We start from the raw sequence: 14,139 nt of genomic DNA, 5'->3' as shown, positions 1-14,139 counted from the left end.
CAGACCTGACGCCCTAGCGGCAGGTGTCTCCCGCGGAACGCGAAAGCGTTTCGCAGCGACGGTGACAAACAAGCCCAGTCTCACCGGGGCGAGCACGTATAAGCCGTAAAACCATCGCGCAGGGAAAGCCGGGTTGTTTCCGGTTACACCTGTGGTCCTACCTCCCGCGTTTTTTATTACGCGGGACCCATGGGTGCGATCGGCACCCGGCTTTCCCTGCGCCCTCTGATTGAAGAGCGGCGAAACGAAATGCAAAAGCTCGGACGATTCATGTCGCGAGAGTGCGAAGCGGCGTCCTCATCCACAACTGTCATCGCCCGCGAAAGCGGGCGATCCAGTATTCCAGAGACAGCCTTTGCTGAATCGATAAGCCGCGGCGTACTGGATCGCCCGGTCGAGCCGGGCGATGACACTGAAGTTGGGGCCGCGTGGGGATGCAACGACGGCGGAGAAGGTTTGCGCTCATCCCTCCGCCTCGAGCCATTCCGCGGCGCCGCGCCACAGCGTGTCGCGGTGCTCGCTGCGGAAGAAGCCGAAATGGCCGATCTTGCTGACGCCGGCGTCCGCGGGTCGGATCGAGACGATCTCAGGCGTGACCGATGTAAACGCGGAGCACAGCAATTCGACCGCGGGCCGCGTCGCCCAGGTGTCGTCGGTGACGCTGAAGGCGCGGAGCTTGCCGTTGAACTTCGCGAAATTCGCGCGCGCCGCGAGCGCGGGATCGTCGAGCAGATAGCGCTCGCGCATCACCCAGCTTCGCCATTGCTCGAACACGCCCCGCGGCAGGTCCATGCCAAGGCCGGCCCAGGCCGGCACGTAGCCGAGCGTGCGCGCCAGCGGCATGCCGATGCCGTTCATGAAGGCGACGACGCGGTAGCGTTCGGGCGAGGCCATCAGTTTCCAATAGGCGGCCTGCGCGGCGATCAGGAGAGCGCGCGGGATCTCGGTGTTGTTGGCCAGCAAGCCCAGCGCCTGGCCGCCGAAGGAATGGCCGACATAGGCGAGCGGCAGATCGCTGTAGCGGTCGCGCATCCAGCTCACCGCGGCGGTGGCGTCGAGCGCGGCCCAGTCAGCCATCGTGGCCTTGAAGCCGGAGAGCGACTTCGGCTTGTTCAAGCCGGTCGCGGCAAGCGGTCTCGAGTCACCGGTGCCGCGGTAGTCATAGGTCAGCACGGCCGCGCCGCGGCGGGCGAGGTAGCCGGCAAAGCCGCGATAGACCTTGCGTGGCACGGCGGTCGCCGAATTGATCAGCACGGCGCGGCGCTTCTTGCCGCGCGGCAGGAACAGCGTCGCGGCGAGCGGATAGCCGTCCGCCGCCGGCACGACGATATCGTCGCTAAAAACGTCGTCCGGCGTGGCCTCGGCCACGGCTATTTGGCTGGCATTCATGGTATGGTCCAGCAAAGGCGAATTCGGTTTTTCTTGCAAGGGCTTGACGGAATTGCCGGAATCCTTCTAGCGGGGGAGCGGGCGGCTGTGTATAAGCCCTGCTTTCCCGGCGATTAAGTCGCGGTTTTTGCTCAGGAGTTGACCTCATGTCCGAGCGGTGGACACCCGATAGCTGGCGCACCAAGAAGGTGCTGCAGGTGCCCGATTATCCCGATGCCAAGGCATTGGCCGATGTCGAGGCCCAGCTCGCGAGCTTTCCGCCGCTGGTGTTCGCGGGCGAGGCGCGCAACCTGAAGAAGGCGCTGGGGCGGGTCGCCGACGGTGAGGCGTTCCTGCTGCAAGGCGGCGACTGCGCCGAGAGCTTTGCCGAGCACGGCGCCAACAACATCCGCGACTTCTTCCGCGTGCTGCTGCAGATGGCCGTGGTCATGACCTATGCCGGCGCGCTGCCGGTGGTGAAGGTCGGCCGCATCGCCGGGCAGTTTGCCAAACCGCGCTCCTCGCCGACCGAGAAGCAGGGCGATGTCGAGCTGCCGAGCTATCGCGGCGACATCGTCAATGACATCGCCTTCACGCCGGAAGCGCGCATTCCCGATCCGCAGCGCCAGCTGATGGCCTATCGGCAGTCGGCGGCGACGCTGAACCTGCTGCGCGCCTTCGCCACCGGCGGTTTCGCCAATCTCGGCAGCGTGCATCAATGGATGCTCGGCTTCCTGAAGGACTCGCCGCAGTCCCGCCGCTACAAGGAGCTCGCCGACCGCATCTCGGACGCGCTGAACTTCATGCGCGCCTGCGGCCTCGACCTCGAGAGCCATCCCGAGCTGCGCGCCACCGATTTCTACACCAGCCACGAGGCGCTGCTGCTCGGCTACGAGCAGGCGATGACGCGGGTCGATTCCACCACCGGCGACTGGTACGCGACATCGGGCCACATGATCTGGATCGGCGATCGCACCCGTCAGCTCGATCACGGCCATGTCGAATATTTCCGCGGCATCAAGAACCCGATCGGCCTGAAATGCGGTCCGTCGCTGAAGCCGGACGAGCTGCTGAAGCTGATCGACGTGCTCAGCCCCGACAACGAGCCGGGACGGCTGACGCTGATCAGCCGGTTCGGCGCCGACAAGGTCGGCGACCATCTGCCGGGCATGATCCGCGCCGTGCAGCGCGAAGGGCGCAAGGTGGTGTGGTCGTGCGATCCGATGCACGGCAACACCATCACCTCGACCTCCGGCTACAAGACGCGGCCGTTCGACCGCGTGCTGGCGGAGGTGAAGTCGTTCTTCCAGATCCATGCGGCCGAGGGCACCCATGCCGGCGGCGTGCATCTGGAGATGACCGGGCAGGACGTCACTGAATGCATCGGCGGCGCGCGCGCCATCACCGACGAGGATCTCAACGACCGCTACCACACGGTGTGCGATCCCCGCCTCAATGCCGAACAGTCGATCGACATGGCCTTCCTGATCGCCGAGCTCTTGAAGCAGGAGCGCGCCGGCAAGGCCAAGCCGATGCCGGCCGCTGCGGGCATGTGATTTGGGACGTGTGGGGGCAGTGACTTGCTGAGGTTCTGGCGAGCCACCATCAACTCGCGCAACGGGCTGGCGTTCGCCATTCGCTCGGAGCAGGCGATCCGCGAAGAGGTGGGGGCGCTGGCGCTGTCGCTGCCGCTGGCGTGGCTGGTCGGCGCCACCGTGATGCGCCGGGTCGAGCTGGTCGCGACCGTGGTGCTGGTGCTGGTGATCGAGCTGCTCAACACCGCAATCGAGAAGCTCGCCGACCGCCTGACCATGGATCACGATCCGCAGATCGGCCGGGTCAAGGACATGGGCTCGGCCGCCGTCGGCGTCGCGCTCATCATGGCCGGGCTGTTCTGGCTGTTCGCGCTCGCCGAACGCCTGGGCGCGTTCTGACCGTGATCCGGAAAAGTGGGAACCGGTTTTCCGATCAGATCATGCTCAAAACGAAAGAACGACGGTCATGGTGCGATTTCTGCAATCGCACCATGACCGAAGGGCCATTGAAGTTTGCTCTTGTGCAGGACAACTTAAGCGGATGAGCGAACAACAGATCAAGATCACCCTGGCGCAACTCAATCCGACGGTCGGTGACGTCACCGGCAACGCCGCGAAAGCGCGTGCTGCGCGCGAGAAAGCCAAGGCCGACGGCGCCGACCTCGTGGTGCTGTCGGAGCTGTTCATCGCCGGCTATCCGCCGGAGGATCTGGTGCTCAAGCCGGCGTTCCAGTCGGCCTGCCGTGCGGCGGTCGAGGAACTGGCGCGCGAGACCGCCGATGGCGGCCCGGCTGTTCTGATCGGCACGCCTTGGGTCGAGGACGGCAAGCTCTACAATGCCTGCGCGCTGCTCGACGGCGGGCGCATCGCGGCGCTGCGCTTCAAGGCCAATCTGCCGAATTACGGCGTGTTCGACGAGAAGCGGCTGTTCGCCCGCGGCCCGGCGCCGGGCCCGGTGACCGTGCGCGGCGTGCGCATCGGCGTGCCGATCTGCGAGGACATCTGGCTCGAGGAATCCGAGGACTACGAGAACGTCGTCGAGTGCCTCGCCGAGACCGGCGCCGAGATCCTGGTGGTGCCGAACGGCTCGCCCTATGCCCGCGACAAGGCCGATCTCCGGCTCTCGATCGTGGTGGCGCGCGTCACCGAAAGCGGGCTGCCGCTGGTCTATCTCAACGAAGTCGGCGGCCAGGACGAGCTGATCTTCGACGGCGCCTCGTTCGCCCTGAATGCCGATCTGTCAGTGGCGGCGCAGTTGCCGGCGTTCGAGGAGAACATCACGACGCTGACCTGGCGCAAGACCGCGGATGGCTGGCGCTGCTCCGGGCCGACCACGCCGCAGCTCGAGGGAGACAAGGCCGATTATGCGGCCTGCGTGCTCGGCCTGCGCGACTATGTCCGCAAAAACGGTTTTCCCGGCGTGCTGCTCGGCGTCTCCGGCGGTATCGACTCGGCGCTGTGCGCGGCGATCGCGGTCGATGCGCTCGGCGCCGACAAGGTGCGCGGCGTGATGCTGCCGTTCCGCTACACCGCGCAGGTCTCGCTCGACGATGCCGCCAAGCTCGCCGCCGCGCTCGGCATCCGCTACGAGATCCTGCCGATTGCCGATGCCGTGAACGGCTTCGAGACGATCCTGGCGCCGGTGTTCAAGGGGCTGGAGCGCGACATCACCGAGGAGAATTTGCAGGCGCGCGCCCGCGGCACGCTGCTGATGGCGATCTCCAACAAGACCGGCGCCATGGTGGTGACCACAGGCAACAAGTCGGAAATGTCGGTCGGCTACGCCACGCTGTACGGCGACATGAACGGCGGCTTCAACCCGATCAAGGACATCTACAAGACCGAGGTGTTCCGCCTGTCGAGCCTGCGCAATGCCTGGAAGCCGGACGGCGCGCTCGGGCCGTCGGGCGAGGTGATCCCGGTCAACATCATCATCCGGCCGCCGACCGCGGAATTGCGCGAGAACCAGACCGACCAGGATTCGCTGCCGCCCTACGACGTGCTGGACGCAATCCTGGAGCGTCTCGTCGAGCGCGAGGAGCCGCTTGCGACCATCATCGCAGCCGGCTTTGAGCCTGATGTCGTGACCCGCATCGATCGCCTGCTCAACATCGCCGAATACAAGCGGCGGCAGGCGGCGCCGGGCGTGAAGGTGACGCGCAAGAATTTCGGCCGCGACCGCCGCTATCCCATCACCAACCGCTTCCGCGATTTCGGCAAGGCACTGCCGACGCCCGATGACAAGCTGGTGACGCGCACCTCGCGTGCGTCGGCGGAGGCGTTTGAGGGGTAACCTTTACTGCTTCTTCTGCTGGATGAAGGTCGGGCCGACGGTGCGGATCTGGCCGTCGCTCGCGGGCGCGGCCGGGGCCGGCGCCGTGGCGTCAGCGGCAGCCGGCTGCTGAGCGGCGGCTGCAGGCGCGCCCTTCTTGCCGGCGGCGGCCTTGGTCTGCGCGCGCTGCTGCATCTTCCGCGCGCTCTCCTCGGTGACGATGATGTCGCCCTGCTGCGCGGCGGACGCCTGATCGTCGACCGCCTTCAGCGCCTCGGCCCAGCTCTGGCCGGCCGCCCGGCAGGAGCACGACGGATTGAACTCGGTGCGGTACTTGAAGGCGTTCGGCAGCGACGAGTAGGACTGGCCGTTGATCGAGACCGCCTGGTTGATGTCCTCGCCGGGATTCCGATAGGCGAACAGGCTGGCCTCCGTGGCCGGGCACTGCGCCTTGCAGATCTGCTCGTCGGCGGCGAAGCGCGCCTGGCTGGTCGCAAACGAGATCGGGAAATAGGCGCCGTCGCAGGTGCGGACGCAGACGGTGCGGAAGGTGCCGGACTGCGCGCCATATTGCGGGTCGGGCGGGGGCAGCTGGCTGTTCGGATTGCCGCCGCCACCGCCACCGCCGCCGAACAGGTTCTCGAGGAAGTTGCCCGGGCCGCGCGATGCGGCCGCGGCGTATTGCGGGCCGCAATTGTTCTGCGCCAGTGCGGTCAGCACCGAGCGGCGCTGGTTCTCGCGGTCGGCGCCGCCGAGCCCGCCGGAGCGCAGCCGCTCCAGATTGGCGGTCATCTGGTCGAGATTGGCGCGCATCTGCTGGATCTGGTTGTTGACCGGACCGCACTGCGCCGAATTGTTGTTGAAGAGGGACAGGAAGCCGGAGCTGTCGCAGCCCATGCGCCGCGCCTGCGCCGTCACCCGATCGAGCTCACCCTGCTGGCGGGTCGCCGCGTCCTGGTAGCGTCGGATCTGCTCGTCCCGTGCCGGATCGCCGCTGCCGCCGCCGCGATCGATCGCCGCCAGCTGGCCCTCGAGCCGGCTGCACATCGGGTTGGCCTGCGGCGCGCCTTGCGGCGCCGGGCCGGGCGGGCCCGGGGGCACCTGCGCCAGCGCATCCGTGGCGGGCAGGGCGATGCCGGCCAGCACGGCGCAAGTCAGAAACCAGCGGGAGAAGCGAGAACGCGAGCGATTGGGCATATCCGGCCATTAAAACGACGCCGCCCGGCGATCAACGCCAAAGCGCGCAGGCAAGGCCGCTGCAATAGCGGTTTCTCGGGGCAGCGTCACGTCGTTTCCGGGGCGCCGGTGTGGCAGTAACCCCGTTTATCCAGCGGCTTGGCTTAGCGCTGGCAGGTGATGGCGACGTATTCACCGCAAGCATTGCCGCTGCATTTCTCGTTTGCGGCGTGCGGAACCGCGCCGGTGATCTCGTCGGGATCGACGCGGCGGTAATTGGTGGCCTGCGCAAAATCGCGTGAGCGGCAATAGGCGCGGGCGGCGGAGGCGCCGCAGCGGTCGCCACGGGCCAGGCACTGGTCGATGCCGTAGCCGTCGGCCTGGTTGGCGACGATGAAGACGCGGCTGTCGGCCAGCGCGGCCGAGGGGGCAAGGAAGGACGGGACAGCGAAGAGCGTGCAGGCAATCAATGCTGAAATCGGCCGCATGGTGCACCAGTGAAATGGCGGGGGATCCGCTGGTCTTCCGGTACGCCCAAATCCTTAATAATGATTAACCATGAGGGCATTGGCGTGATTTTGCTGGGCGGGCGGCCGTAATGGGCTCCAAAACAGCCCCTTGACGCGATGGAGGGGTCATGAGACACGGTGGAACCATGAACGGCCACCTCGCCATCTGCAGCATTTGCCGCGAGATTATGAGCTAGCGATTCGCTGGCTGAGGCCGTCTTTTCTCAATCGCCTGAGAATCACTGGACGCCCGGCCGCAAGGGATGGGTACCCATGGATTTGCGCCTCTACGATACGTTGACCCGGGAGAAGCGGCCGTTCGTGCCGCTCGATGCCGACAATGTCCGCATGTATGCCTGCGGACCGACGGTCTACGATTTCGCCCATATCGGCAATGGCCGCGCCGCTGTTGTCTTCGACGTGCTGTTCCGCGTACTGCGCCACCGCTATGGCGCGGATCACGTGACCTATGTCCGCAACATCACTGACGTGGACGACAAGATCAACGAGCGCGCTGCGCGGGACTATCCCGGCGTGCCGCTGAACGAGGCGATCCGCAAGGTCACCGAGCTGACCTACCAGCAGTATCAGGACGACGTCACCGCGCTGGGCTGCTTGGCCCCGACGGTGCAGCCGCGCGCGACCGAGCACATCCCGGAGATGCGGGCAATCATCGAGAGACTGGTCGCCGGCGGCTTCGCCTATGTCGCCGAGGATCACGTGCTGTTCTCGCCGCAGGCGATGAACGCGGCCAATTCGGTGCTGCCGCGCTACGGCGCGCTGTCGAAGCGCTCGCTCGACGAGATGATCGCCGGCGCCCGCGTCGACGTCGCGCCCTACAAGCGCGACAACACCGACTTCGTGCTGTGGAAGCCGTCGAAGCCGGGCGAGCCGTCCTGGCCGTCGCCGGCAGGCATTGCGGTCGAGGGCCGGCCCGGCTGGCACATCGAGTGCTCGGCGATGGCCTGGAAGCATCTCGGCGAAAAATTCGACATCCATGGCGGCGGCATCGATCTGGTGTTCCCGCATCATGAGAACGAGCTGGCGCAGACCTGCTGCGCGTTCCACTCCGACCGCATGGCCAATGTCTGGATGCACAACGGCTTCCTGCAGATCGAAAGCGAGAAGATGTCGAAGTCGCTCGGCAACTTCTTCACGATCCGCGATCTCCTGGCGGATTGGCCAGGCGAAGTGCTGCGGCTTGCGATGCTCAAGACGCACTACCGCTCACCGCTCGACTGGACGCTGAAGAGCGCCGAAGAGAGCGCGAAGACACTCGACGACTGGTATGCGGTCGCGGCCGATGCCGAGCCCGGCGCGCCGTCGCAGGCCGTGGTCGAGGCACTTTACGACGACCTCAACACGGCGCAGGCGATGGCCGTGCTGCACGGCCTGCGCAGCGCGTCGTCGAGCAGCGAACAGCGCCGCAGGGAATTTGCCGGTTCGCTGCGGCTGCTCGGTTTCCTGTCGGAGAGCGCGGCCGCGTGGGAGGCGCGCAAGCAGCAGGCGAGCGGCGTCGATGCCGCGGCCGTCGAGGCGCTGCTTGCCGAGCGCAGCGCGGCGCGGGCGCGCAAGGACTTCAAGGAGTCCGATCGGATCCGCGATCAGCTCGCCGCGATGGGCGTGGTGATCAAGGACTCCAAGGAAGGCACCACCTGGGAGGTCGCGCGATGAGCCGTTCCGCACCCGCATTGCGCCCGTATCTGCCCGACGACGCAGCCGTTCTGGCGGCGATCTTCGCGGCCTCGATCATGGATCTGACCGGTGACGATTACAGCGAGGCGCAGCAGGAGGCCTGGGCGGCGGCGGCCGACGACGAGCAGGCGTTCGGCAAGAAGCTCGCCGGCCAGCTGACGCTGATTGCGACGTTGCAGGGCGCGCCGGTCGGCTTCGCCTCGCTGAAGGGCGCCGATCACATCGACATGCTCTATGTGCATCCGCGCGCGGTCGGGCAGGGCGTCGGAGCTGCGCTGTGCGATGCGCTGGAGAAGATCGCGAGCGCCCGTGGCACCAAGACCCTAAAGGTCGATGCCAGCGATACCGCGCTCGAATTCTTCCGCAAGCGCGGCTATGTCGCGCAGCAGCGCAATTCGATCACCATCGGCGACGAATGGCTCGCCAACACCACGATGCAGAAGACGCTCGACGGCGTTGCCACGCCCGGAGGCCACGCATGAGCCGCGAGCGCCTCTATCTGTTCGACACCACGCTGCGCGACGGCGCGCAGACCAATGGCGTCGACTTCACCTTGCAGGACAAGCGGGTGATCGCGGGCATGCTGGATGCGCTCGGCATCGACTATGTCGAGGGCGGCTATCCCGGAGCCAATCCGACCGACACCGAGTTCTTCGGCAGCAAGCCCGCGTTCGACCACGCGCGCTTCACTGCGTTCGGCATGACGCGGCGGCCGGGCCGCTCGGCCTCGAACGACCCCGGGCTTGCCGGCATCCTCGAGGCCAAGGCCGACGCGATCTGCTTCGTCGCCAAATCCTCGGCCTACCAGGTCCGGGTCGCGCTCGAGACCAGCAACGAGGAGAACCTCGCCTCGATCCGCGACAGCGTCGCCGCCGCCAAGGCGCTCGGCCGCGAGGTGATGGTCGACTGCGAGCATTTCTTCGACGGCTACAAGGAGAACCGCGACTACGCGCTCGCCTGCGCAACGGCGGCCTATGAGGCGGGCGCGCGCTGGGTGGTGCTGTGCGACACCAATGGCGGCACCATGCCGCATGAGATCGGGACCATCGTCGGCGATGTCGTCAAGCATGTGCCCGGCACCCATCTCGGCATCCACGCCCATAACGACACCGAGCAGGCGGTGGCCAATTCGCTGGCCGCGGTGCGCGCCGGCGCGCGGCAGATCCAGGGCACGCTCAACGGCCTCGGCGAGCGCTGCGGCAACGCCAATCTCTGCTCGCTGATCCCGACCCTGAAGCTGAAGCAGGAGTTCGCCGACAGATTCGAGATCGGCGTCACCACCGAGAAGATGGCGACGCTGATGAAGGTGTCGCGCACGCTCGACGACATGCTGAACCGCGCGCCGAACCGCCATGCGGCCTATGTCGGCGAGAGCGCCTTCGTCACCAAGACCGGGATCCATGCCTCGGCCGTGATGAAGGATCCGCAGACCTATGAGCACGTGCTGCCGGAACTGGTCGGCAACCACCGCAAGGTGCTGGTCTCCGACCAGGCCGGCCGCTCCAATGTGATGGCCGAGCTCGACCGCGCCGGCATCGCCTATGACAAGAGCGACCCGCGGCTGACGCGGCTGGTCGAGGAACTGAAGGAGCGCGAGGCCGCGGGCTTCGCCTACGAATCCGCCAACGCCTCGTTCGACCTCTTGGCACGCCGCACGCTCGGCAAGGTGCCGGAATATTTCAAGGTCGAGCAGTTCGACGTCAATGTCGAGCAGCGCTACAACGCCAACGGCCAGCGCGTCACCGTGGCGCTCGCGGTGGTGAAGGTCGATGTCGACGGCGAGCATCTGATCTCGGCCGCCGAAGGCAACGGCCCGGTCAATGCGCTCGACGTCGCGCTGCGCAAGGACCTCGGCAAGTACCAGAAATACATCGACGGGTTGAAGCTGATCGATTACCGCGTCCGTATCCTCAATGGCGGCTCCGAGGCGGTGACGCGCGTGCTGATCGAGAGCGAGGACGAGACCGGCGAGAACTGGACCACGGTCGGCGTCTCGCCGAACATCATCGACGCGTCATTTCAGGCGCTGATGGATTCACTGGTCTACAAGCTGATGAAGTCGGGCGCGCCGGCGTGAGACTGGCGTGACGGCACGAAAGGGACGTCATTGCGAGCGAAGCGAAGCAATCCATCCGTCCGCATGCTCGAATCGATGGATTGCTTCGTCGCTTCGCTCCTCGCAATGACGAGGGAGGACAGACATGATCGACCACGTCTCCGTCGGCGTCCGCGATCTCGAACGCGCCGCACGGTTCTATGAGCCGACGCTGGCCGCGCTTGGCCTGAGCCGCCTGGTCACGCGGCCGGCGACGATCGGCTTCGGCAAGGCCTATCCCGAATTCTGGATCAATCTGCGCGCTGCGATGGCGCCCGTGCCGCATGAGAGCGGCACCCACATCTGCCTGCGCGCCAAGACCACCGCCGAGGTCGACGCCTTCCACGCCGCCGCGCTGGCTTCGGGCGGCGCATCCGACGGTCCGCCGGGCCTGCGCCCGCACGATCGCGTGCGCTATTACGCTGCGTTTGTCCTCGACCCCGACGGCAACCGCGTCGAGGCCGTGACCTTTCCGAGCGAGTGAGTTTGGCTAGCCTACACGCATCTCATCCGTCATCCTGAGGAGCGCGTAGGGCGTCTCGAAGGATGAATCGGCCACCAGCGGGGCCGTTCATCCTTCGAGGCTCGCTCCGCTCGCACCTCAGGATGACGGGGATAGTTTGGCGCCCGCGCTCCTCTACAGCCGCCGCGCCACCTCGGGGGCGAGTTCCTTCGCGGCCGCCGGCTTGCCGGCCACCGCCGAACGCAGCCGCGGCAGGATCTCGTCGACGCGGTCGGCCATCAGCACGTTGATGGGCAGCGTCGGCCGGATGAACTCGGTCGTGCGCATGTGGTTCAACAGCGAGAGCAGGGGCTCCCAGAAGTTGTCGATGTTGGCGAGCAGGATCGGCTTGGAGTGACGGCCGAGCTGCTGCCAGGTCAATTGCTCGACCAGCTCCTCGAGCGTACCGATGCCGCCGGGCAGCGCGACGAATGCATCCGAGCGCTCGAACATCAGCCGCTTGCGCTCATGCATGTCGGGGGTGACGATCATCTCCTGAACCGAGGTCAGCGCATTCTCGCGCGCGCGCAGGAATTCGGGAATGATGCCGGTGACCGAGCCGCCATGATCGAGCGTGGATTTGGCGACGGCGCCCATCAGGCCGATCGAGCCGCCGCCATAGACCAGGCGCACGTTGTTGTCGGCAAAGGCCTTGCCGAGCGCGACGGCAGCTTCAACGAAGCGGGGATTGTTACCGGGGCCGGAGCCGCAATAAACACAGACAGTCTTGATTTGGTTCATACGATCCTTGTGGCACTGCAGCGTAAAGAGGGTCAAGATCAGCATATGGGGATTGAGGGCCAAAAAATCCCGCAAATTCCCGCGAATCGCGAACAATTTTCGTCATAAGCCTGTACGCCGCGTTCAAACGATCTATATGACGGGCACAATGGCAAATCGTGGAAAAGATGTGGCAGCGCACCGGCGCGCCATGACGGCGCGAGCGGGCTCCTGATGGTGCCGCCGCAACAGTCTGTGACCGGCGCCGCGCAGCCCACGGCCACGACGCCGGCCGCCGAGAAGGGCACGCTCCTCGGCACCCTCGTTCATCTCTGGCCCTATATCTGGCCGGGCGATCGCGCCGATCTGAAGATGCGGGTGATCTGGTCGGTGGTGCTGCTGCTGTTCGCCAAGCTCGCGACGCTGTCGGTGCCGTTCACCTTCAAATGGGCGATCGATGCGCTGAACGGCACGGGTTCGGCGCCGGTCGCATCGTCGAACTGGATGGTCTGGCTGATCGCCTCGCCGGTGCTGATGACGATCAGCTACGGCGCGGTGCGCATCATCATGGCGGTGCTGACGCAGTGGCGCGACGGCATCTTTGCCCGCGTCGCGATGCATGCGGTGCGGCGGCTCGCCTACATCACCTTCGTCCACATGCACGAGCTGTCGCTGCGCTTCCATCTCGAGCGCAAGACCGGCGGCCTGACCCGGGTGCTGGAGCGCGGCCGTTCCGGGATCGAGACCATCGTGCGGATGGTGATCCTGCAGCTGATCCCGACCATCGTCGAAGTCACGCTGCTGGCCGGCGTGCTGCTGTGGCAGTTCGACTGGCGCTACGTGCTCGCGGTGCTGATCACGGTCGTCGTGTTCATGTACTACACCTACGTCGCGACCGAGTGGCGGATCGAGATCCGCCGCAGGATGAACGATTCCGACACCGAGGCGAACACCAAGGCGATCGACTCGCTGCTCAACTACGAGACCGTGAAGTATTTCGGCGCCGAGGAGCGCGAGGCGCGGCGTTACGACCGCTCGATGGAGCGCTACGAGCAGGCCAGCGTGAAGACCTACACTTCGCTTGCGGTGCTCAACACCGGGCAGGCGATCATCTTCACCGCGGGGCTGACCGCGACCATGCTGATGTGCGCATTCGGCATCCGCAACGGCACCCATACGGTCGGCGATTTCGTGCTGATCAACTCGATGATGATCCAGCTCTACCAGCCGCTGAACTTCATGGGCATGGTCTATCGCGAGATCAAGCAGGCGATCATCGACATCGAGAAGATGTTCGACGTGCTGGCGCGCGATCCCGAGGTGAAGGACATTCCGGGCGCCAGGCCGCTGGTGGTGTCGACAGGCAGCGTGCGCTTCGAGGATGTCCGCTTCTCCTATGAATCCGACCGGCCGATACTGAAAGGCCTGAGCTTCGAGGTGCCGGCCGGCAAGACGGTTGCGATCGTCGGTCCGTCAGGCGCCGGCAAGTCGACGATCTCGCGGCTGTTGTTCCGTCTTTACGACGTCTCGAGCGGCCGCATCCTGATCGACGGCCAGGACATCAAGACCGTGACCCAGGCCTCGTTGCGACAGGCGATCGGCATGGTGCCGCAGGACACCGTGCTGTTCAACGACACCATCCGCTACAACATCCGCTACGGCCGCTGGGATGCCGGCGACGACGAGGTGGAGGAGGCGGCGCGTCTGGCGCAGATCGACGGCTTCATCCGGATGTCGCCGCAGGGCTACGAGACCCAGGTCGGCGAGCGCGGCTTAAAGCTCTCCGGCGGCGAGAAGCAGCGCGTCGCGATCGCACGCACGGTCTTGAAGGCGCCGCCGATCCTGGTGCTGGACGAGGCGACGTCGGCGCTCGACAGCCACACCGAGCACGAGATCCAGGGCGCGCTGGAACGGGTGTCGCGCAACCGCACCTCGCTCGTGATCGCGCACCGGCTGTCGACCATCGTCGGCGCCGACGAGATCATCGTGCTGGACCAGGGCCGGATCGCCGAGCGCGGCACCCACGCGCGGCTCCTGGCCGCCGACGGGCTCTATGCCAGCATGTGGAACCGGCAGCGTGAGGCCGAGGAGGCTCGCGAACGGCTCGCCCAGGTCGGCGACGACGGCACGGCGCCGAATCGGCTGCCGCCGGCGGTGGCCGAATCCTCTGAGGATTCCACCCCTGACGCGGGTGAGAAGCCCTTGCCGACCGCCGCGGAATAGTCGATTAGGGCATGATCCGGAAACGTGCGAAGCGGTTTTCCGAA

Annotated in this window: 12 protein-coding genes; 8 read left to right on the top strand and 4 right to left on the bottom strand. The window is 66.1% G+C overall.

The genetic code is table 11. The features are described from left to right. Positions 1–462 precede the first annotated feature (462 nt). Entirely contained in the window at positions 463–1,389 is a 927-nt protein-coding gene (locus ACVINW_RS34690) for an alpha/beta hydrolase family protein (RefSeq protein ID WP_456755433.1), read from the bottom strand. Between the two features lie 146 nt (positions 1,390–1,535). Here ACVINW_RS34690 and ACVINW_RS34685 point away from each other — a divergent pair, with 146 nt between their 5' ends. From ACVINW_RS34685 to ACVINW_RS34675, 3 genes are all read left to right on the top strand, one after another. Beyond that, on the top strand, positions 1,536–2,924 hold the full coding sequence (locus tag ACVINW_RS34685) for a class II 3-deoxy-7-phosphoheptulonate synthase (RefSeq protein ID WP_456755432.1): 1,389 nt from the start codon (positions 1,536–1,538) through the stop codon (positions 2,922–2,924). 24 nt (positions 2,925–2,948) lie between these two features. Continuing rightward, on the top strand, positions 2,949–3,302 hold the full coding sequence (locus ACVINW_RS34680) for a diacylglycerol kinase (protein WP_456755431.1): 354 nt from the start codon (positions 2,949–2,951) through the stop codon (positions 3,300–3,302). Between the two features lie 142 nt (positions 3,303–3,444). After that, entirely contained in the window at positions 3,445–5,196 is a 1,752-nt protein-coding gene (locus ACVINW_RS34675) for an NAD+ synthase (protein ID WP_456755430.1), read from the top strand. Between the two features lie 3 nt (positions 5,197–5,199). Here the strand turns inward: ACVINW_RS34675 and ACVINW_RS34670 are convergent, their stop codons facing one another. Together ACVINW_RS34670 and ACVINW_RS34665 are read right to left on the bottom strand one after the other, a co-directional pair. Beyond that, positions 5,200–6,372: a DUF2865 domain-containing protein gene (locus tag ACVINW_RS34670; RefSeq protein ID WP_456755429.1), complete on the bottom strand. Its 1,173-nt coding sequence runs from the start codon at positions 6,370–6,372 to the stop codon at positions 5,200–5,202. Positions 6,373–6,515: 143 nt separating this feature from the next. Next, on the bottom strand, positions 6,516–6,839 hold the full coding sequence (locus ACVINW_RS34665) for a hypothetical protein (protein ID WP_456755428.1): 324 nt from the start codon (positions 6,837–6,839) through the stop codon (positions 6,516–6,518). Positions 6,840–7,133: 294 nt separating this feature from the next. Here ACVINW_RS34665 and cysS point away from each other — a divergent pair, with 294 nt between their 5' ends. The 4 genes from cysS (at position 7,134) to ACVINW_RS34645 (ending at position 11,134) form a co-directional block, all read left to right on the top strand. Next, positions 7,134–8,534, top strand: coding sequence for a cysteine--tRNA ligase (gene cysS / locus ACVINW_RS34660; protein WP_456755427.1), 1,401 nt, complete (start codon positions 7,134–7,136; stop codon positions 8,532–8,534). Further along, positions 8,531–9,037: a GNAT family N-acetyltransferase gene (locus ACVINW_RS34655; protein WP_456755426.1), complete on the top strand. Its 507-nt coding sequence runs from the start codon at positions 8,531–8,533 to the stop codon at positions 9,035–9,037. Before cysS ends, ACVINW_RS34655 begins: the two co-directional genes overlap by 4 nt. Beyond that, positions 9,034–10,632 carry a citramalate synthase gene (cimA, locus tag ACVINW_RS34650; RefSeq protein ID WP_456755425.1) on the top strand — a complete coding sequence of 533 codons (1,599 nt, stop codon included), beginning with the start codon at positions 9,034–9,036 and terminating at the stop codon, positions 10,630–10,632. The genes ACVINW_RS34655 and cimA overlap by 4 nt, the downstream gene beginning before the upstream one ends. Before the next feature lie 124 nt (positions 10,633–10,756). Continuing rightward, positions 10,757–11,134 (top strand): VOC family protein, encoded by a 378-nt coding sequence (locus ACVINW_RS34645; protein WP_456755424.1) that lies wholly within the window; start codon positions 10,757–10,759, stop codon positions 11,132–11,134. A gap of 153 nt (positions 11,135–11,287) precedes the next feature. Here ACVINW_RS34645 and ACVINW_RS34640 read toward each other — a convergent pair whose 3' ends face one another. After that, the gene (locus ACVINW_RS34640) at positions 11,288–11,893 is read right to left on the bottom strand and encodes an LOG family protein (protein ID WP_456755423.1); all 606 of its coding nucleotides are present in this window, start codon (positions 11,891–11,893) and stop codon (positions 11,288–11,290) included. Positions 11,894–12,106: 213 nt separating this feature from the next. Between ACVINW_RS34640 and ACVINW_RS34635 the strand changes: the two genes are divergently transcribed. Next, on the top strand, positions 12,107–14,095 hold the full coding sequence (locus tag ACVINW_RS34635; RefSeq protein ID WP_456755422.1) for an ABCB family ABC transporter ATP-binding protein/permease: 1,989 nt from the start codon (positions 12,107–12,109) through the stop codon (positions 14,093–14,095). The last annotated feature ends 44 nt before the right edge of the window (positions 14,096–14,139 follow it).

This window comes from Bradyrhizobium sp. USDA 4461 (genome assembly GCF_054055655.1).
The sequence above is the reverse complement of the archived record's forward strand: the minus strand, read 5'-3'. Positions and strand labels throughout refer to the sequence as shown.